The organism is Streptomyces sp. NPDC030296, from assembly GCF_055572815.1.
Genome location: NZ_JBVICQ010000020.1, coordinates 44,567 through 63,846, shown reverse-complemented (window position 1 = coordinate 63,846; position 19,280 = coordinate 44,567). Strand labels below are relative to the sequence as shown.

At 71.0% G+C, this 19,280-nt stretch carries 21 protein-coding genes; 4 read left to right on the top strand and 17 right to left on the bottom strand.

The features are described from left to right. Positions 1-5: 5 nt before the first annotated feature. The 3 genes from ACZ4Z3_RS38055 to ACZ4Z3_RS38045 form a co-directional block, all read right to left on the bottom strand. Positions 6-2,234, bottom strand: a complete 2,229-nt coding sequence (locus ACZ4Z3_RS38055; protein ID WP_468505348.1) for a phosphotransferase family protein — start codon at positions 2,232-2,234, stop codon at positions 6-8. Between the two features lie 158 nt (positions 2,235-2,392). Then, the gene (locus ACZ4Z3_RS38050) at positions 2,393-3,100 is read right to left on the bottom strand and encodes an HAD family hydrolase (protein WP_468505347.1); all 708 of its coding nucleotides are present in this window, start codon (positions 3,098-3,100) and stop codon (positions 2,393-2,395) included. 29 nt (positions 3,101-3,129) lie between these two features. Continuing rightward, positions 3,130-3,993: a GntR family transcriptional regulator gene (locus tag ACZ4Z3_RS38045; RefSeq protein ID WP_468505368.1), complete on the bottom strand. Its 864-nt coding sequence runs from the start codon at positions 3,991-3,993 to the stop codon at positions 3,130-3,132. Positions 3,994-4,186: 193 nt separating this feature from the next. Between ACZ4Z3_RS38045 and ACZ4Z3_RS38040 the strand changes: the two genes are divergently transcribed. Then, positions 4,187-4,375, top strand: coding sequence for a hypothetical protein (locus ACZ4Z3_RS38040; protein ID WP_123542903.1), 189 nt, complete (start codon positions 4,187-4,189; stop codon positions 4,373-4,375). Between the two features lie 57 nt (positions 4,376-4,432). On the opposite strand, the gene ACZ4Z3_RS38035 is transcribed toward ACZ4Z3_RS38040, so the two are convergent. From ACZ4Z3_RS38035 to ACZ4Z3_RS38020, 4 genes are all read right to left on the bottom strand, one after another. Then, complete coding sequence (locus tag ACZ4Z3_RS38035; protein ID WP_099963494.1) at positions 4,433-5,275, bottom strand: winged helix-turn-helix domain-containing protein; 843 nt, start codon at positions 5,273-5,275, stop codon at positions 4,433-4,435. 408 nt (positions 5,276-5,683) lie between these two features. Continuing rightward, positions 5,684-6,937: a GNAT family N-acetyltransferase gene (locus tag ACZ4Z3_RS38030; RefSeq protein ID WP_468505346.1), complete on the bottom strand. Its 1,254-nt coding sequence runs from the start codon at positions 6,935-6,937 to the stop codon at positions 5,684-5,686. Positions 6,938-7,244: 307 nt separating this feature from the next. Further along, positions 7,245-8,237, bottom strand: a complete 993-nt coding sequence (locus tag ACZ4Z3_RS38025; RefSeq protein ID WP_468505345.1) for an asparaginase — start codon at positions 8,235-8,237, stop codon at positions 7,245-7,247. 182 nt (positions 8,238-8,419) lie between these two features. Next, entirely contained in the window at positions 8,420-9,058 is a 639-nt protein-coding gene (locus ACZ4Z3_RS38020; protein ID WP_468505344.1) for an RsiG family protein, read from the bottom strand. Positions 9,059-9,275: 217 nt separating this feature from the next. Between ACZ4Z3_RS38020 and dtd the strand changes: the two genes are divergently transcribed. Further along, positions 9,276-9,701: a D-aminoacyl-tRNA deacylase gene (gene dtd / locus ACZ4Z3_RS38015; protein WP_468505367.1), complete on the top strand. Its 426-nt coding sequence runs from the start codon at positions 9,276-9,278 to the stop codon at positions 9,699-9,701. Positions 9,702-9,765: 64 nt separating this feature from the next. Here dtd and ygfZ read toward each other — a convergent pair whose 3' ends face one another. The 3 genes from ygfZ to ACZ4Z3_RS38000 form a co-directional block, all read right to left on the bottom strand. After that, positions 9,766-10,731: a CAF17-like 4Fe-4S cluster assembly/insertion protein YgfZ gene (ygfZ, locus tag ACZ4Z3_RS38010; RefSeq protein WP_468505343.1), complete on the bottom strand. Its 966-nt coding sequence runs from the start codon at positions 10,729-10,731 to the stop codon at positions 9,766-9,768. Between the two features lie 10 nt (positions 10,732-10,741). Further along, positions 10,742-11,266: a Fur family transcriptional regulator gene (locus ACZ4Z3_RS38005; RefSeq protein WP_468505342.1), complete on the bottom strand. Its 525-nt coding sequence runs from the start codon at positions 11,264-11,266 to the stop codon at positions 10,742-10,744. Positions 11,267-11,329: 63 nt separating this feature from the next. After that, entirely contained in the window at positions 11,330-11,905 is a 576-nt protein-coding gene (locus ACZ4Z3_RS38000) for a heme-binding beta-barrel domain-containing protein (protein WP_468505341.1), read from the bottom strand. Positions 11,906-12,196: 291 nt separating this feature from the next. Here ACZ4Z3_RS38000 and ACZ4Z3_RS37995 point away from each other — a divergent pair, with 291 nt between their 5' ends. After that, positions 12,197-12,559 carry a DsrE family protein gene (locus ACZ4Z3_RS37995; RefSeq protein ID WP_055537811.1) on the top strand — a complete coding sequence of 121 codons (363 nt, stop codon included), beginning with the start codon at positions 12,197-12,199 and terminating at the stop codon, positions 12,557-12,559. 18 nt (positions 12,560-12,577) lie between these two features. On the opposite strand, the gene ACZ4Z3_RS37990 is transcribed toward ACZ4Z3_RS37995, so the two are convergent. From ACZ4Z3_RS37990 to ACZ4Z3_RS37960, 7 genes are all read right to left on the bottom strand, one after another. Further along, positions 12,578-12,847 carry a DUF3099 domain-containing protein gene (locus tag ACZ4Z3_RS37990; RefSeq protein ID WP_468505340.1) on the bottom strand — a complete coding sequence of 90 codons (270 nt, stop codon included), beginning with the start codon at positions 12,845-12,847 and terminating at the stop codon, positions 12,578-12,580. A gap of 144 nt (positions 12,848-12,991) precedes the next feature. Then, positions 12,992-13,282: a DUF1416 domain-containing protein gene (locus tag ACZ4Z3_RS37985; protein ID WP_043502058.1), complete on the bottom strand. Its 291-nt coding sequence runs from the start codon at positions 13,280-13,282 to the stop codon at positions 12,992-12,994. A 78-nt stretch (positions 13,283-13,360) separates the two neighbouring features. Beyond that, positions 13,361-14,200: a sulfurtransferase gene (locus tag ACZ4Z3_RS37980; RefSeq protein ID WP_468505339.1), complete on the bottom strand. Its 840-nt coding sequence runs from the start codon at positions 14,198-14,200 to the stop codon at positions 13,361-13,363. 422 nt (positions 14,201-14,622) lie between these two features. After that, on the bottom strand, positions 14,623-15,354 hold the full coding sequence (locus tag ACZ4Z3_RS37975; protein WP_468505338.1) for an LmeA family phospholipid-binding protein: 732 nt from the start codon (positions 15,352-15,354) through the stop codon (positions 14,623-14,625). 418 nt (positions 15,355-15,772) lie between these two features. After that, positions 15,773-17,026: a hypothetical protein gene (locus ACZ4Z3_RS37970; RefSeq protein WP_468505337.1), complete on the bottom strand. Its 1,254-nt coding sequence runs from the start codon at positions 17,024-17,026 to the stop codon at positions 15,773-15,775. Between the two features lie 10 nt (positions 17,027-17,036). Then, complete coding sequence (locus ACZ4Z3_RS37965; RefSeq protein ID WP_468505336.1) at positions 17,037-17,291, bottom strand: MoaD/ThiS family protein; 255 nt, start codon at positions 17,289-17,291, stop codon at positions 17,037-17,039. A 98-nt stretch (positions 17,292-17,389) separates the two neighbouring features. After that, positions 17,390-18,274 carry an alpha/beta hydrolase gene (locus tag ACZ4Z3_RS37960; protein WP_468505335.1) on the bottom strand — a complete coding sequence of 295 codons (885 nt, stop codon included), beginning with the start codon at positions 18,272-18,274 and terminating at the stop codon, positions 17,390-17,392. A gap of 206 nt (positions 18,275-18,480) precedes the next feature. Here ACZ4Z3_RS37960 and ACZ4Z3_RS37955 point away from each other — a divergent pair, with 206 nt between their 5' ends. Next, positions 18,481-19,260, top strand: coding sequence for a response regulator transcription factor (locus ACZ4Z3_RS37955; protein WP_468505334.1), 780 nt, complete (start codon positions 18,481-18,483; stop codon positions 19,258-19,260). Positions 19,261-19,280: the final 20 nt, after the last annotated feature.

Below are 19,280 nucleotides of genomic sequence, written 5' to 3'. Positions count from 1 at the left end.
CGAGCCTACGCAGGCACGCGGGCCTCGGACCCGGCGCCGAGGGAGGGCCGCGAACCGAGGGAGGGCCGGGCACCGAGAGGGGCGCGGCCCAGGGAGGCCCGGGCGCCGTGGAAGGCGTGCGACCTGGCGTGGAGTCCCAGGCCTGCCGTCGCGGCGGTCAGGGTCATGGCGTACCCGTCCACCGCCCGGCGCACGTTGGGCGCCTCCAGGCCGTCGCCGGTGACGAGACGGTCGAGGTCGACGTAGGCCGAGCGGACCGTCTCGATCCAGCGGTAGACCCGCCAGTCGTCCCTCCACCCCTTGGTGCACTCCTCCGGCAGGAGCCGGGACCAGCGGGTGAACAGCCGCTCCCGGATGTCCGCGAGGGTGGGGGTGAGGTGCATATGGCGGACCAGGTCGTAGAGCGGGTCGCCCACCATCGCCATCTCCCAGTCGATGAGGGTGAGCCCGGCACCGTCCTCGCGCCGTACGAGGTTCCACGGGTTGAGGTCGCCGTGCAGGAGGGAGGGGCGGCGCGGGGCCAGCAGATGGCGCCGCAGGAGTTCCCCCAGCCGGCCGCTGCCGGGCAGTCCCAGTTCCCGGGCGAGGTCGATGGTCTCCTTGGGCAGTTCGGCGACCATCCGGATCAGCTCGTCGCACAGGCGGGGGTAGAAGTCGTCGAGGGACGCGCTGCGGTCCAGCTCCTCGTGGTCCGCGCGGGTCAACTCGGCGAGCTGGTCCACGAGGTCGTCCGCCTCGTGCGGCAGCAGGCCGTGCACCGGGTGGTCGGGGTGCCGGATCGTTCCCGTCGGCCCCTCGTAGGAGTGGATGGTGAACAGGTCGCCGAGCGCGCTGGTGCCCAGCGCCAGCACCCGGGGGGCGCGCACCCCCGGGCACGACCGTTCGACGGCCCGCAGGACCGCGTGCTCGTTGAGGAAGCGGCGCTCCCGGGGCACGGCCGTGCCGACCTTGCGCCGCACCATCACGGGACGCGGGAAGCCGGACACGCGCACGGCCGTACTGAGGTGGGCCGTCCCCCGGAACACCCGGTCCGCGGTGGCCGCGCCCTCCTCGAACAGCGCCTCCCGCACCGCCGACGCGGGGAACTCCGGGTGCTCGGGCACCCTCGGGTCGCGCTGCCAGAAGACGGCGGAGACCGCCCGCTCCCGGCTGTGCCGTCGGGCGTGGGACACGTTCCAGCGGAACAGGACGCGCTCGATCGCGCGCTCGTCGGGCACCCGCCGCAGCCGCAGGGGTTCCTCCGCCGCCACCAGCGCCCGGTGCACCGCGCGGGTCGCCTCGTCCAGGTCGTGCTGGTCGAAGGAGTCGCCGAGCGAGGTCGCCGCGCGCATGACGTCGGGGTAGACGGACTGGGCCCGCTCGAAGGCGAGGTAGTGCCCGAGGTCCCGGTCGAGGCCGCTCACGGCCTCACCCCGCAGCCGGCCCACGGCCTCGCCCCACGCGTCCGTCACCTGCGCCCACTGTTCGATCGGGTAGCGGGTGCGCACCAGATGGGTGGCGAGGTCGTGCAGCGGGTCACCGTAGGTCGCCAGCTCCCAGTCGACGCAGACCAGCGGGGGATCACCGTCGTACGGCACGATCACGTTGTCGCGGTGCAGATCGGTGTGGAGCAGGCTGAACGGGCGGCTGGTCATCGTCGGCACCCGTTCGGCGAACCGCACCAGGGCGTCGTCGGGGATGCCCAGGGTCGCGAAGAGCCCCCCGAACGTGCCCCAGTTGCGCCGTCTGATCTGCTCCTCCGCCGCGAGGGCCAGCGCCCGCAGGAAGGCCCGGCTGTCCCTGCTCGACCGGGGCCACGACTGCGGCAGCGGGGGCAGGTCCTTCCTGCGCACCCGGGTCATGTCCGCCAGCAGTCCGGCGAGGCCCTGGATCAGCCGGGCGTCCAGCGGTGTGCCGTCGGGGTGGACGCCGGACAGCGGTACGCCCGGCACATGGGTCAGGACGGTCAGGTCCCGGTGCCGTACGAGACACCGCGGTGTGTGCGGCAGGAACCGGTGGACCGCGCGCAGGACCTCCGCCTCGTCCTGCCAGGTCCGCACGACCACGGGCAGCGCGGAGCGGAGGCGGCGGCGCACGGTGACGGGCTGCCCGGCCTCGCAGCCCAGGAGGCGCCGGTCGGCCTCGGTCGGCGTCCGCACCGTGTGGTTCAGATGGTGATGGCCCCGGCCGGCCGAGCCCAGAGCTTCCGCACGGCGCACGAAGTCGTCGTACGCCGTCCTCCGGGCACCAGGCATGGGTGGACCATCCAAGGGTCACTCCTGAACAGCCGTGCGTCGCCTCTGATGTTCATGCGACGAAAGTGAGAGTGGGGACACTGTAATGGGCTGAGCCCCGCGCCACCCGGCCAATGGCTCGTTCCTTACTTGCGCCCGGCTCACCCGTCCGGGAGGGCCTACGACCGGGACCGCAGCACTTTCAGGACGGTCTCCAGCGATCGGACGACGACCCGGGCGCCCGCGTCCCGCAGCTGTCTTCCTTTGTCCTCGTCACGGGCGTAGCCGAGGAACGGCACTCCCGCCCGTTCGGCGGCGATCAGATCGGTCGGGGTGTCGCCGATCATCAGGGCGGCGGACGGTGTGGCGCCGAGTGCGCCGAGCGCCCGGTTCAGACAGTGGGGGTCCGGCTTCAGCAGGTGGAGGTCGCTCGTCCGGCCGTATATGTGCCGGCTGAAGCAGCCCGCCAGGCCCCGGCCGGCGAGATAATCGGCCACGGTACGCGGGGAGTTGTTGGTGGCCACGGCGAGCCGGCTGCCGAGCGCCGACCAGGTGCGGATGAGCGGATCGGCGTACGCGGTGGGCATGGCGGAGACGACCGCCTTCAGCTCCAGCTGGGTGAACCTCTCCTCCAGCTCGGCGACCAGATCGCTGCGCGGGCGCCTCCGGTTGATGGCGTACAGCACGACCATCGGGTCCGGGTGGACCCGTTCCTCATCGGTGAGCAGGCCGTGCAGTCCCTGGCCCTCCAGCCACGCGACCAGGTCCTTCGCCACCTGCTCCGCGGAGTGGCCCGCGAACAGCCGGCAGATCGGGCCGTCGAAGTCGAACACCACGTAACGAACAGGAGCGATCAGCTCACGCAGGATCTCTGTCTCAACCGTCACCGCATCAGTCTGCGTCGTATCAGGCGTCACTAGGAGAGTGTCAGGTCCGTGGTGATGGTTTCCCAGAGGGCGTCGAACCACTGCTGAGACTGCTCCACGAACGCCTCGTCCCGCCGGCTGGTCTCCCGCGCGAACGAGAACAGCAGCGACTGGGTCCCGAACGCGTCGTACATCTCCAGTGGGCCGCCCTCCAACTGCTCCTCGCGCTTCATGAGCGTGTAGTACGCGATGAGGGCCTCGGTGCCGTTGAGGAGGTACAGCTTCACCGGCGGGGTGAACGGCAGCGCCCGGAAGGTCACGCGGACGTCGATGCCGTGGGAGGTGCGCAGCGCCCGGAGGTTGTGGCGCAGCACGCGGATCTGGGCGTTGCGCTGGTCCAGCCAGCGCTTGTGGACGGGGTCCTCCTCGTCGTCCTCGCCGCGGCCCTCGACCGGCACCGGGAAGGCCAGGTTGATCTTCCGGGACGGCAGGAGGATCCGGACGTCGATCGACTCGGGGCGGATCGTTCCCTCGTGGATGAGGCGGACCGGTTCGCCGAGCGCCAGCATCAGGGTCTCGGCGGTGAGACAGGCGGCGTCGACCCGGACGTGCGGTGTCGAGAACGCCTCGGCGAGCCGGGGCGCGAGTCCCACCATCGTGGGCTGGGGCTCGGTGCCGGTGGGGCGGGTGGCCTCGGCGACGCGGGGCGGGCTGCCCTTGCTCACATTGCTCAGCAACCCGTCCTCGTGCAGGACGCGCAGGGCCTGTCGCACGGTGCCGCGCTCGACGCCGAACTCGTCGGCCAGTTCGGCCTGGGTGGGCAGCCGTTCGCCCGGCCTCAGGGCGCCGCTGCGGATGCGTTCCCGCAGGGTGTCGGCGATCTCCTGGGACGAGAGCCTTCTGCTGCCGTTCACTGCGACATTCTCCTGGGTCACGACCAAAACGCTACAACTTTGATCCATCTTTGTGGAGTTCACTGCAAGGTGGTTATGAGTATCGACCAAGTGGGCACCATCTATGCAGAGTTGGTAACCAACTTGATGAAGTTGGCGGAAGTTCTGCCTCCTCTTGTCCGACCCGCCTCAGCGCCTCGAAGGAGGTACCACCATGCCCGCCATCGCCCTTCTCTCCGCCATCGCCGTCGTCGCCTTCGAGCAGACGGTCGAGTGGCGCTACGGCACGATGGGGATCGTCGGCCTGCTGTTCCTCACCGTCGGCCTGAAGGCACGCAACCACACGTGCAGCTCCATCGGCGCCGTCATCCTCGCACTGCTCTTCGCGGGCCCCGCCTTCTGACCCGGCCCAGGCCTGTCGTTGGATCACGCCTGGGCCGCGGGCCCGCCCAGGCCGACGTCAGCTCGTGAGCACCAGCTCCGAGCTGATCGTCTCCCACAGGGCGTCGAACCACAGCCGGGACTGCTCGACGAAGCTCGCGTCCCGTGGGGCCGAGGCTGCGCCCCGCTCGAAGGCGAACAGCATCGACTGGGTGCCCTCGGCGTCGTACATCTCCAGCTGCTCGCTGTCCACCTCCGCCTCCGTCCGCTGCACGGTGTAGTACGCGAACAGCGCCTCCGTGCCGTTGAGGAGGTACAGCTTCACCGGCGGGGTGAACGGCAGCGCGCGGAACGTGACATGGACGTCGATGCCGTGCGTGGACCGCAGGGCCAGCAGGTTGTGCCGCAGCACCTGGCCCTGGGCGTTGCGCTGGGCGAGCCAGCGGCGCTGCAGCCGGCCGTCGACCGAGGCGTCGACCGGCGTGGGGAACGCGAGCGGGATGTCCCGGCTCGGCAGCAGCACCCGCACGTCGACCCTGGCCGGTTTTATGCGCCCCGCGTGAATCTCGCGCAACGGCTCACCCACGGCGAGCGTGAGGGACACCGCCGTGAGGCAGAGGGCGTCGATCACCACGTGCGGGGCGGCGAAGGCGGCGGATATGCGCGGGGCGAGTTCCACCATGGTGGGGCGCGGCGGCGCTCCGGGGCCACCGGTGAACGTCTTTGCCAGGTCCGGAGCCACCGTCGCGGGGCTCCCCTTGGAAACGTTGGTGAGCAGCTGCTCCGACTGGAGGATGCGCAGCGCCTGGCGGACGGCACCGCGCTCCACGCCGAACTCGTCGGCGAGCTTGGCCTGGGTGGGCATGCGCTGTCCCGGTCGCAGCTCGCCGGACCTGATCCGGCGGCGCAACACGTCGGCCACCTCGTGATGTGACCTCTGGGGCCGCTGTGACGACTTCCGTCGATCGACGGCCGCACGTTCCCGCTCCACGAACAAACATTACAACTTCGCGCCATCTTGCGGCAGTTCATGTGAAGGTGGTTATGAGACGACTCCAAGCGGAGATAAGTAAGGAAGAGTTGGTCACCAACTTCGCTGACATGGTCAAACTTTCAGCTTGTTGGTGACCCGGCTCACACAGACCGACCGATCGACCTCCCTTCCGGAGGGGAGCCGGGAGTTCGACCGGTTCGCACAGTCACAACTGAATGGCACAGCCACAACTGAATGCGCAGCCACAACCACAACTGAATAGCTACGGATGCAGCACACCCGCACACCGAGGAAAGGTCGAACGACAACTCCCGGGTCCCGGCGGCGGACCCGTCATCAGAAGAGGTCCGGGCACCACGGGCGCCTGGACGTCCGCAGCAGGGCGTCGGCGACAGCGGCGGCGCCCTTCCGCTGTTCCCCGACCCGGCCGAGCGCGGCGAGCCGCACCGCCGACTCGTCGCCCAGCCACAGCGCGGCGAGGTCCGCGACGTCCAGCACCAGATCCCCGTCCTCGCTCGTCGGCACACAACTCGCCCCGTCCGGACCGGCGTCCAGCCGGTAACGCCCGGCCGCGAAGCGGCCTCCGTCGACGATCTCCAGCACCAGCGTGCCGGTGCCCGCGTACGTCCGCGCCTCCAGCGCCCGTACGACGTCCAGGATCCGCACCCACAACCAGTCGGCCTGGGCGGTGACACGCGCGGCGCGCGGGTCGGGGAAGAAGTGAGGGAGGAGGTCGTCGGGGGCCCGCCAGCCCGTCTTGACCTTGGTGATCCAGTCGATCGAGCACAGGAAGTGCCACAGGGCGCGCTCGGCGGCCGGGGTCGTCGCGATCAGCCAGTTGACGTCGGCCGTGTTGTGCGGCTGCTTGTCGTGCCAGTTGTCGTCCGACTCGTACGAGACGAGGCCCTGGACCTCGCCGGCCGCCGAACGGTACACGGCGTAGAACGGCTCGGTCCACGACGAGACGATGCCCCGCTCACCGGTGTTGAGCCGCCACCAGCGCTCGTCGCGGTCCACGGCACCCGGCTGGGCGCGACGCAGCCGCTCGTGCAGCTCCGGGCCCAGCTTGCGTACGTCGGCCCCGTCGATGAGGTCGATGCGGCCGCCGTCGGCCGGGCCGGACCAGCGGGGGTCGAGTCCGGTGCGCGGCACGTCGATCGTCCACTCGGTGGTCCAGGTCGCGGGGCCGAAGCCGTAGCGTCCGTAGATCGGGTACTCGGCGGCGATCAGCGTGGCGACGACGTCTCCGCGGTCCTTCGCGGCGGCGAGGTCCTCGGCCATCATCCGGGTCAGCAGGCCCCGTCGGCGGTGTGTGGGGCTGACCGTGACGTTCGAGATGGCGTCGGCGGGGACGGCGGCGCCGCCCACGACCGTCAGCCGCTGCGCGAACGAACGGAACGTGGCGACGCAGCGGTCCCCGTCGAACGCGCCGAGCGTCCGGGCCGGGACGATGTGCGCGGTGCGGTCCTTGAGCTCCTGCTCGGACCAGGTCTCCGGCGGCCGCAGGAACCCGGTGTTCAGCGCGCGGATCCAATCGGCCTTGTCGTCCTCGTCGATGGCACGCACGACGATGTCCTGGGAGGGGCTCATGAACCCACGCTAGGGGGTGCGCGGAGCGGCTGTCGCGGGGTTTTCGGGCGCCGAGGGAGAGGGCCGGGGGGGGGCTTGTGCGTCGCCGGGTACGGGTCCGTTGTGGTTTCTCGCGCCCACGCGGCGGAGCCGCATGTGTCACCGCCCCGCGCCCCTGAAGGGAACGGGCCTGCGGCCCGCCCCTCAGCCTGAGAACCACGGGGCGCAGCCCCGGTCGCTTTTCAGGGGCGCGGGGAACTGCGCGAGAAACCCCCACCCACCCGCACCCGCCGACGAACCGCCCGCCCCCGAGCTAGCAGGCACCCCCTCAGAACACGGCCCGCACCTCCCCCACCATCCGCCCACCCCCCAGCAACGGCAGTCGACCGATCCGCGAGATCACCGCCCCCTCCACCCCCATCAACGTCAACGCCCGTCCCAGCACCGGCCCCAGCACCCGCCCCCCACCGTCGTCGACCTTGAACGCGAGGGCCCGGCCGTCCGGCAGGGCCACCGCCTGGACCGCCTCCGCCCCCATCTTGGACAGGGCACCCGGCACCTCCCGCATGAGCCACGTGTCGTGGCGGCGCGTACCGGCGACGTACTCGGGATGGGCCCGCATCGCGTCGGCCACCCGGCGCTCCGCGGAACCCTCCGGCGCGAGCACGAACGAGCGGAACGCGCGGGCCAGCCCCGTGAGGCTGATCGCCATCAACGGGGCACCGCAGCCGTCCACACCCACCGCGGCCACGGGCTCCCCCGCCGCCTCCTCCACGACCGTGCGGATCAGTTGCTGCAGGGGATGCCCGGGCTCCAGGTACGACGCGAGGGGCCACCCCCGCAGCGCCGCCACCGCGAGCATCGCCGCGTGCTTGCCGGAGCAGTTCATGGTGACCCGGTCGCGGACACCGCCGGCGGCCAGATACTCCTCCGCCTCCACCCGGTCCAGCGGCAGATCCTCCGGGCACCCCAGCGCCTGCGCGTCGAGCCCGGACTCCGCGAGCATCTTCCGTACGAGGTCCCGGTGGAACGTCTCCCCCGAGTGGCTCGCGGCGGCCAACGCCAGCCGCTCGCCCCCGAGGTCGAGCCCCGCCCGCAGCACACCGGCGGCCTGCATCGGCTTGTTCGCGGACCTGGGGAAGACGGGCGCCGTCACGTCGCCCCAGGCCCGCTCCACGGCCCCGTCCGCGCCCAGCAGCACGAGGCTCCCCCGGTGCCGCCCCTCGACGAACCCCGACCGCACGACCTCCGCGAGAACGGGCGGAACAGGCACCTCACCGGACCCGGCGGGTATCTCCGGCTCTATGGGTTTCGCGGGCATCGGCGGTCACCTTCCGGTACGGGAGCGGCGGGATCTCACTCCGGTACCCAACACCGGCCACCCGCCACACCATCCCCGCCCCACCATGCCCGCCGCGCCATGCACGTCGCCCCGGCTCCGCGGTCACCGGAGCCGGGGCGGTCGTACCCGGTGTTTCAGCCGGGGCGGTCGTACCCGGTGTGTCAGACGAGCAGGTCGTCCACCTGTGCCTCGCCCTCGCGGTACCGCCGCGCGATCTCGGCGCTGCACTCGTCCGCCGTGCGCTGGAGCCGCTGGCGGCGGCCGGACACCTGCTGCTCGTAGCGGACGAGGCGGGCGAGCCCGGCGGTGAGTTCCTCGTCGGTGCGGGCGCCGAGGTCGGACAGTTCGACCTCGGCGAGCATCTCGGCCGCCAGCAGCCGGTACTCCTCGCCGTGCGGCGTCCCCACCGTGACGTGCCGGGCCGACGAACGGTGCCGGGCCGGCGCGTCGGTGAGGATCTCGGAGAGCCGGTCGACCAGCGCCGGCGTACGCCCGTCGGAGCCGGACCGCTGTGCCGTACCCCGTCGGCCTGCCAACTCGGCGCGCAGGATGTCGATCCGGCCCTGGAGCAGCCGCCGCACATAGCTGAGGTCGGCCTCGTCCCGCTGGGCGTCCCGGCGCAGGCTGCGCAGCTCCGGCAGCCGCAGCCGGGACAGGTCGTGCTCCGGCGGGTCCGGCGGCAGCAGTGGTTCGCTGTCCGTGCGCTGGACCGGCGGCCGGCGGATCCCGGGTGCGGGCCCCGGCCCCGTCCGGGCAAACGTGGCAGTGCCCGGGGGCTGCCCAATACTCGATGTGCTCATGCGCCTCAACCGTCCCCTCGACCGGTGTGTGTGAGCATGGTGCCACTCTCGGTGGCCGCTGGGTGACCGAGTCCCCCCGATCCACCCCCAGATGGTCGCTAATGGATCAATAAGAAAGACCGGGCAAAGTGCGCTTGAAACGCCCGTGATCACAAACCCCCCGGAAGGAGGACCCCCTCACACACGGCTGATGGACGGCGGCGGCATGATGGTCGGCATGCGTGCGGTGGTGCAGAGGGTCGACGGCGCGAGCGTCGTCGTGGACGGTGAGACGGTCGGGGCGATCGAGGGCGAGGGCCTGTGCGTCCTGGTGGGGGTGACCCACGAGGACACGAAGGAGAAGGCCGCGCAGCTGGCACGGAAGCTGTGGTCGCTGCGGATGCTGAACGACGAGAAGTCGTGCAGCGACGTCGACGCGCCGCTGCTCGTGATCAGCCAGTTCACGCTGTACGGGGATGCCCGCAAGGGCCGCCGGCCCACGTGGAACGCGGCGGCGCCGGGCGATGTCGCGGAGCCGCTCGTCGACGAGGTGGTCGCACAGTTGCGGGCGCTGGGGGCGACGGTGGCGACGGGACGGTTCGGCGCGAAGATGCGGGTGTCCCTGACGAACGACGGCCCCTTCACGGTCCTGCTGGAGATGTAGGGGCGCCCGCCCGACCACGGCCGAGCGCCCTCACCTGGGCCGAACGGGCCCCTGAGGCCAGGTTCTACGGCTCGACGATCACTTCCTGGGCCGCCGCGGTCGTGTCCGCCAGGAGCGGCGCGTCCACGGGGACGTTCCGCTTCACCAGGGCCAGCGCGACCGGGCCCAGTTCGTGGTGGCGTACCGACGTGGTGATGAAGCCGAGCTTGCGGCCCTCGGGGCCGTCGTCGGCGAGCCGGATGTCCGTTCCGGGGGGCGGCAGGTGCACCTCGCTGCCGTCGAGGTGGAGGAAGACCAGCCGCCGCGGCGGCTTGCCCAGGTTCTGCACGCGGGCGACCGTCTCCTGACCGCGGTAGCAGCCCTTCTGGAGGTGCACCGCCGAGCCGATCCAGCCGAGCTCGTGCGGGATGGTGCGGTGGTCGGTCTCGAAGCCGAGGCGGGGCCGGTGCTGCTCGACCCGCAGCGCCTCGTACGCGAGCAGGCCCGCCGCCGGGCCGGACTTCTCGGCGTACGCCTCCAGGTCCGCCCGCGGGAGGAACAGGTCGCGGCCGTACGGCGTCTCGCGGACGACGACACCCTCGGGGACCTCGGTGATCGACCCGGCGGGGAGGTGGACGACCGCGAAGTCGTCCGTGCGGTCGGCGACCTCGACCCGGTAGAAGAACTTCATCGACTCCAGGTACGCGAGCAGCGCCTCCCGGGTGCCGGGCTCGATGTGGGCCCAGACCGTCTCGCCGTCGTCGACGAGGTACAGGGCGTGCTCGATGTGGCCGTTGGCGGAGAGGATGAGGGCCTCGGTGGCCTGGCCGGTCGGGAGTTCGCTGACGTGCTGGGTGAGCAGCAGATGCAGCCAGCTGAGCCGGTCCTGGCCGGTGACGGTGATGACGCCCCGGTGGGAGAGGTCGACGAAACCGGTGCCGTCGGCGAGGGCGCGCTGTTCGCGGAACAGATCGCCGTAGTGGGCGGCGACACCTTCGTCCACGCCCTCCGCGGGGACGGCGCCGGGCAGGGACAGCAGAGGGCTTTTCATACGACCAAGCCTACGACTCGGTATTTGAATCTTTCAGGTCGTCCGGGGCGCTCCGGCCCGTGTCACCCCCACCGCCGCCGCTCGGCGCGGCCTTCCCGGTGCGCGCGGCCTTCTCGGCCTTCGCGGAGCAGTCCCCGCAGCGGCCGAAGATCGCGAAGTGCTTCATGTCCGTGTCGAAGCCGAACGTCTCGCGCAGCTTGTCCGTGAACTCGGCGGCCACCGAGACATCGGCCTCGATGACCGTGGTGCAGTCCCGGCACACGAGGTGGATGTGGTGGTGCCGGTCGGCCAGGTGGTACGTCGGCGCGCCGTGCCCCAGATGGGCGTGGCTGACCAGCCCCAGCTCCTCCAGGAGCTCCAGGGTCCGGTAGACGGTGGAAATGTTGACCCCCGACGCCGTCTTCCTCACTTCGGCGAGGATGTCGTCGGGGGTCGCGTGCTCCAGGGTGTCCACGGCTTCGAGCACAAGCTGCCGCTGCGGCGTCAGGCGGTAACCGCGCTGCCGCAGATCAGTCTTCCAGTCGGTGCTCACCACACTGGAAGTCTAGGGGGTGTGAAAGTCGGGTGCTGTGCCGGACTTTCAAACACCCCCTGGTGACTACTTGAAGAAGGCGATGCCGTCGTCGGGCATGTCGTCGGGGAGGGCCTTGGCCCAGCGCTCGACGTCCTCCGGGGTGACGACCTTCTTCAGGTGGGCGGACATGTAGGGGCGCAGCTCGACCTCGGGGGTCTGCTTCTCGCCGACCCACATGAGGTCGCTGTTCACATAGCCGTACAGCCGCTTGCCGCCGGTGTAGGGGCCGGAGGCGGCGGTCCGGGCGACGGCGTCGGTGACCAGGTCGATCTGGGGCTTCTTGTCGGCGAGCTCGCCGTACCAGACCTCGACGACACCGTCGTTGCGGACCATGGTGACCTCGACCTTGCGGTCGGCGTCGATCCGCCAGAAACCGGATTCGGACTCCAGCGGACGGACCTTGTCGCCCTCGTTGTCCAGCACCCAGGAGTGGGAGTGGTACTCGAGGAAGTCCCGGCCGTCGTGGGTGAAGGAGACCTCCTGGCCGAAGTTGCACTTCTCGGCGCCGGGGAAGTCGTGGACGCCCGCACCGGACCAGTTCCCGAGCAGGAAGGCGAGGGGGACGAGGTCCTTGTGCAGGTCGGACGGGATCTCGATCATGAGTGGCGGTTCCTGGGGTGGTCGGTCAGCGCTGGCCCTGGTACAGCTTCTTCACAGCCAGTCCGGTGAAGGCGAGAACGCCGACGCAGACCGCGACCAGCAGGAGTTCGAAGAAGAGTTCCACGGGGTGCTCCTCGAAATGAGCGAAGGTTCGGTACTACACAGGGCCGGCCCCCAGCTTACGCGGCCCGGTCCGGGGACGGTCGTCGAGGTCCGCGTGGTCGCGCCCCTGCGGTCGGCGCCCCGCGCGGTCGGCGGACCGCCGGGAGGCCGGCGGACTACGCTGCGGGCATGGCGAAGAAGCTCGTGATCAAGGTGACGGCGGGGGCGGACGCTCCCGAGCGCTGCTCCCAGGCGTTCACGGTGGCCGCGGTGGCCGTGGCCAGCGGGGTGGAGGTCTCCCTGTGGCTGACCGGTGAGTCGGCGTGGTTCGCGCTGCCGGGGCGGGCCGCCGAGTTCGAGCTGCCGCACGCGGCGCCGCTGCCGGATCTGATCGACTCGATCCTGGCCGGCGGCCGCCTCACCCTGTGCACGCAGTGCGCCGCGCGGCGGGACATCACCGAGCAGGACGTCATCAAGGGCGTACGGATCGCGGGCGCGCAGGTCTTCGTGCAGGAGACGCTGGCCGACGACACCCAGGCGCTCGTCTACTGAGACGACGGTGGCCGCCGGTCAGGGCTGTCGTCCTGGGCGCTTCTTGCCGTCCAGTTCGTCCCACCACTCGTCGGACTTGGGATCGCCGGACGGGTCGTCCCACCAGCGGTCCTCGGGCCCCCGCCGGTTCGCGACGACCGCGGCCAGCGGCGGGATGACCATGGCGACCAGACACATGCCGACCGCGACGGGGACCGACCAGAGGCGTACGACTCCCCAGGCCAGGACGAAGAGCGTGAGGCACGTCCCCATCATGACGAAGTAGCGGTGGCGCCGCCGCGCGTACATGACTCCAGGGTAGGACGGCCGGTCCCGGCATGCCCCAGGACCGGCGCCCCGGAGTCCGGGCATGCCGAAGGGCCGCGCCCCAGGCGTCCAACCCAGGGGGGCGCGGCCCTTCAGCCGTTCACGGGGTGCCGTGCACGGGGTGCCTCAGACGGCGATCGCGACCTCGGCGAGCGCGCCCTTCTCGGCGACGACGACCGTGCGGTCGGCGGTGCCACCGGGGACCAGCGCGCGGACGGTCCAGGTGCCCTCGGCCGCGTAGAAGCGGAACTGGCCCGTCGCGGAGGTGGGGACCTCCGCCGTGAACTCGCCGGTCGAGTCCAGCAGACGGACGTAGCCCGTCACCGGCTCGCCGTCGCGGGTCACCTGACCCTGGATCGTGGTCTCACCGGGCTTGATCGTCGAGGCGTCCGGGCCGCCGGCCTTCGCTCCACACATGTCTTTCTCCATCAGGGGTCTGACCGGAAGGAAGGCCGGTCGGGACGAACGGGGGTGTGCGGGTACCGCTGGGGGTGCTTACTTGTTGGCGCCGAGCTCGATCGGGACGCCGACGAGGCTGCCGTACTCGGTCCAGGAGCCGTCGTAGTTCTTGACGTTCTCGACACCGAGCAGCTCGTGCAGGACGAACCAGGTCAGCGCGGAGCGCTCACCGATGCGGCAGTAGGCGATGGTGTCCTTGGCGAGGTCCACCTGCTCCTCGGCGTAGAGCGCCTTGAGCTCCTCGTCCGACTTGAAGGTGCCGTCGTCGTTGGCGTTCTTCGACCACGGGATGTTGCGGGCGGACGGGACGTGGCCCGGACGCTGCGACTGCTCCTGCGGCAGGTGGGCAGGGGCGAGCAGCTTGCCGGAGAACTCGTCGGGCGAGCGCACGTCGACCAGGTTCTGCGAACCGATGGCCGCCACGACGTCGTCGCGGAAGGCGCGGATCGCGGTGTTCTGCGGCTTGGCCTTGTACTCGGTGGCGGGGCGCACCGGCACCTCGTCGGTCAGCTCGCGGGCGTCCAGCTCCCACTTCTTGCGGCCGCCGTCGAGCAGCTTCACGTTCTCGTGGCCGTACAGCTTGAAGTACCAGTAGGCGTAGGACGCGAACCAGTTGTTGTTGCCGCCGTAGAGGACGACGAGGGTGTCGTTGGCGATGCCCTTCTCCGACAGCAGCTTCTCGAAGCCCGCCTGGTCGACGAAGTCACGGCGGACCGGGTCCTGGAGGTCCTTCGTCCAGTCGATCCGGATCGCGTTCTTGATGTGGTTCTTCTCGTACGCGGTGGTGTCCTCGTCGACCTCGACGATGGCGATGTTCGGGTCGTCGAGGTTGGCCTCGACCCAGTCGGCGTCGACCAGGACGTCGCTGCGGCTCATGCTGTTTCTCCTCCGGGGCAGTTGCGGCGGGGCGTGCGAAGCGCCTCCGGCGGTTCGGCCGGGCGCGCACGGGTGTGTGCCCTGGCTGGGCAGGGCGGGGGGAACGCGGCAGGCCTGGGCTGCCGCTCAGAAAGTGCGACAGAGCATGGCGGCGACGCGGCACAGGTCTACTGCCCGCCGCTTCGTGAGATCCGCCTGTCGCTTCATGGTTGTCGATCGTAGGGACGGACAGGCGGGCGTGTCACCGGCATGTCGTATTCTGAGACACGATCGTCCGGATTGTGGGATGAGTTCCCCGGAAGGCCGGTGCGGAAGGGGCGGCCGGGTCGGTGCGGCCGTCGCCACATCTACGGTACGGACGCCGCCGTCTCGCCTTTCGGACAACGCTGCTCGCCGCCCCGCCCATGTTCCCGGCTACGGGACTACCCGGCCAGCTGGACGTTCGAACCCTTCACCGAGATGTCCACCCCGTCCGGCGCGGCCTCGACCTTGTCGAGCTTGATGCCGCCGGGCAGGTCGTCGATGGCCTGCTGGAAGTCGGTGATCGACCGGACCGCGTTCTCGGCCAGTGCGGCGCCGAGGTCGGGCAGCGAGTCCGCGCGTACCTCCACGGTGTCGTCCTTGACGCTCACGGTGCTCAGCACGGGGAACGTCTTCTTGCCGAGGATCGGGATGTCGGCCTCGATCGCGACCTTGATCTTGCCGTTGCCGCCGTCGGAGAGGCCGACCACGCGGGCGGTGGTGCCGGGGGCGACCCGGGTGGGCTCGGACTTGGCGGCCTTGAGGAGTTCGTCGTACGAGATGGTCGCGGTGCCGATCGCGAAGGCGGCCGTGGCGGAGCTGTAGTCGCCGGAGAACTTCACGCCGCGCATGTGCGCCGTGAGGTCCGCGATGCGGATGCTCTCGCCGGACTTGCCGGTGGTGGCCTCGTAGTCCGAGATGCCGACCTCGACGTCGTCCAGCTCGCCGCCCGCGACCTGGGTGAGGAAGGGGAAGCCGTTGACGGACACGTCCGGGGTCGCGGTCAGGCCCTCGCTGCTCTTGAGCTTCTGAGCGACCTCGTCCTCGGCGAACCCGACGGCCACGCGGTCCGCGACCACGAAGACGCCGCCCAGGATCACGGCGACGATCACAAGTATCCGCAGTGCGCGCATGTCTCGGTGCCCCCCACGTTGTCCACTCGGCGGCCTGCCCGCTCAACGACCAGAGTGGCCGCTCCGGGGGAGAGTAATCGCGCGGAAGTGAAGCCGGGGCGAAGTCCTGAACGTTGTTGATCACCTGTGACAGGACGCGGGCGGGGGCGGACCGCCCTTCGGGTGCGGGTGGGTGGGGGCTGGTCGCGCAGTTCCCCGCGCCCCTGAAAAGCGACCGGGGCTGCGCCCCGTGCTTTTCAGGCCGAAGGGTGGGCCGCAGGCCCAGCCCTTCAGGGGGAGGGCGGGCCGCAGGCCCGTCCCTCTAGGGGCGCGGGGAACTGCGCGACCAGCCCCCACCCACCCGCGGCCGCCAACGCACCCGCACCCGCACCCCCGAGTCATCAGGCGCCCGGCCCCGAGCCACAAGGCGCCCTTGGCGTCAGCCCAGCGCCCGGCCCAGCAGATACACCGCCGGCGCCGCCGCGGCGAGCGGCAGCGCCACCCCCGCCGTGAAGTGCACGAATCGGGACGGGTAGTCATAGCTCGCGACCCGGTGTCCGACCAGCGCGCACAGCCCGGCCCCCGCCCCCAACAGCGCACCGGAGCTACCGAGATCGGATACCTCGCCGACGGCGACCCCCGCACCGGCCGCCGCCAGCAGCGCCACCACCACCGACGCCGCCGTCGGCAACGGCAGTGCCCGCGCCACCACGGCCACCGCGACAGCGACCCCGCCGACGGTGACCGCGTTCGCTGCCGCCGCCAGATAGCCGCTCGCGATGATCGCCAGCGCCGCCGAGGCGATCGTCGCCATCAGCCCGTACATCCGCTCGTCCGGGTCCGCGTGGCTCCGCAGCCCGAGCACGATGCCGAGCAGCACCCACACCCCGAGTGTCCCGAGGATCGCCGCGGGCGCGTGCTCCCGCCCGGCCGCGAACAGGGCCGCGTCCGCCGCGAGCGCGCCCGCGAACGCCAGCACGATGCCCTGCCGGGCCGGCCACATGCCGTTCAGCCGGAACCAGCCCGCCGCCGTCACGGCCTGGAGGATCACCAGCGGTACGGCGAGGGCGTACTCCCCGATCGCCGCCGCGCCCGCCAGCAGCAGCCCCAGTACGGCCGTGATCAGTGCCGGCTGCATGCCGGGCTCGATGATCGGCGACCGTCCCTCGGCCCGCGCCCGCTGCGCGTCGGTGATCCGCGCGTTCCCGGTGAGCGTCGGCGGCCCGTACGCGGGCCTGGCCTCGCCGGAGCCGGCGGGATCGCCCCCCTGGGCGTGGTCGTGCGGAACCACCGGCGCCTGCCCCTGGGCGAACCCCTGGCCCTGGGCGGACCCCTGGCCCTGGGGGTACGCCTGCCCCCGCGGACCGGGCTGGCCGTGCGACCCGGCCTGCCCATGCTGTCCGGGCTGGTGGTCCGGGGCGTACTGTGCGGGGCGGCCGTCCGTCTGCTGGGGCAGGTACGCCGTCTCCGTCAGGTTCGCCGCGAAGGGGGCGGTCTGCGGCTGCACCTGGGTCTCCCAGGTCTGGCCCTCCCACTGCTGCGTGTACTGCTGCGCCTGGGCGGCCTGCCCCTCGTCGTACCCCTGCCACTGCGGCTGCGCCGCGTACGGCGGCGGCTGCTGCTCCGGCTGCTGGTGGGCGTCGTAGCCGGGGTGCCCCTGGTGGCCCTCGTACCCGTACGGCTGGTTGCTCATGATGTGGGGGTCACCCTCCTGCGAACGGCGGGAGCACCTCGACCGTGCCGCCCTCGGCCAGACGTACCGTCTCATGTTCACGGGTGCCCACGGGGTTCCCGTCGACGAGGAACGAGCATCGCCGCAGTACCCGGACGAGTTCGTCGGGGTGTCGCTCGCGGATCTCGTCGAGGGCCTCGGCGAGGGTGTCCGCGTCGTAGGGCTCCTCGGAGATGCCGGCGGCGGCTTTGGCCGCGGCCCAGTAGCGGACAGTGCCCTTTGGCATCTGCGTTCCTCTTGGTTAGTCGTGACGGGGTTCAGGCTACGGGGGAGTCCGTGCCGTGGAGAAACCGCGCGGGCCGATCGTGCCGCCCGGCCCGTTCCTCAGCGCCCGGTCCCCAGCACCCAGTCCCCCACACGGTCCAGCAACTCCCCGGTGGCCGCGTGTTCCGCGTGGCCCATCCCCTCCTCCAGCCACAGTTCGGCGTGCCCGGCCGCGGCCTCCGCGAGCATCCGGGGGTGGTCGACCGGGAAGTAGCCGTCGCTGTCGCCGTGGACGATCAGCAGCGGCGTCGGAGCGATCAGGGGGACCGACTCGACCGGGGAGGGCGGGACGGGGTCCCATTCGCGGTGGTGGATGCGGGTGCCGAAGCCGTAGCGGCCGACGAGACGGCCGGCGGGGCGGGTGACCAGCCAGTGGAGGTGGCGCATGGGGGCCGTGCCCCGGTAGTACCAGCGGGCGGGCGCGCTGACCGAGACGACCGCGTCGACGCCCGCGTCCGGCAGGGCCGCGTGGCGCAGGACGACCGAGCCGCCCATGGAGAAACCGACCGTGACGACGCGTTCGTGCCCGAGATCGCGGGCCCAGCGGACGGCCGCCGCCAGATCGAGGACCTCGCGGTCGCCCACCGTGGAGTGGCCGCCGGACCGTCCGTGGCCGCGGAAGGAGAAGGTCACGACGGAGCCGTACCGGGTGAGGGCCGCCACCACTCTTCGAACGTGCGGCCGATCCACACCGCCCGTGAAACCGTGCGCGACGACGATTACCGGAAGGCTTCCCAGTGGCTTTCCGGTGCCGTCGGAGAGAAGGTGAGAGGCGTTGTATACGACACTGCCCGGGTCGTATACGGCCTCGATGTTCACCCCGTCTTCCGTGCTCAGAAACCTGCGCAAAGGGCTCGTAGGCGGTCGGGAAGTGGTTCGGTCCCCCGTCTCAGAGTCCGGGATATCGAAGGATCGCGTCACATCACCTGCCGGACCAGCGCTCATGTGGGCTATTCTGCTGGACAGAGGACTCGGGCAACGTAGCCCCCGGGTCCTTTTGTGCTTTCGGAAGCGTTGTATACAAAGCGGGAAACACCAGGTGACCGCAGGTGTACGGGCCCCGGGAACGCAGAGCAGAACGCTGTGAAGTTCCGCAGTGCAGTTCGCAGTGCCGTAAACGTCCTCGCAGGGACCGAGGAGGAACCAGACGTATGAGTTCTCTGCTGCTCCTGACCAATGCCCTCCAGCCATCGACGGAGGTGCTCCCGGCTCTCGGCTTGCTGCTGCACAATGTGCGGGTCGCCCCGGCGGAAGGGCCCGCCCTCGTCGACACCCCCGGTGCCGACGTGATCCTCATCGACGGGCGCCGTGACCTCCCGCAGGTCCGCAGCCTGTGTCAGCTGCTGCGCTCCACCGGGCCGGGCTGCCCGCTCATCCTCGTCGTCACGGAGGGCGGCCTCGCCGCCGTCACCGCCGACTGGGGCATCGACGACGTCCTCCTCGACACCGCCGGCCCCGCCGAGGTGGAGGCACGGCTCCGGCTCGCCATGGGCCGGCAGCAGATCGTCAACGACGACTCCCCGATGGAGATCCGCAACGGCGACCTGTCGGTCGACGAGGCGACGTACTCCGCCAAGCTCAAGGGACGCGTCCTCGACCTCACCTTCAAGGAGTTCGAGCTCCTCAAATACCTCGCGCAGCACCCCGGCCGCGTCTTCACCCGCGCCCAGCTGCTGCAGGAGGTCTGGGGCTACGACTACTTCGGCGGCACCCGCACCGTGGACGTCCACGTACGACGGCTGCGCGCCAAGCTCGGCCCCGAGCACGAGTCGCTGATCGGCACCGTCCGGAACGTCGGTTATCGATTCGTTACTCCTGAGAAGGGCGAGCGCGCGAGCGACGAGGCGAAGGCCAAGGTCGAGCGCTCAAAGACGGAGGATGCGGACGAGACGGCGCCCTTGGAGGCCGCCGAGGTCGCGGCCGAGGCGTAGTGCGCCGCCCCATCCCGCCC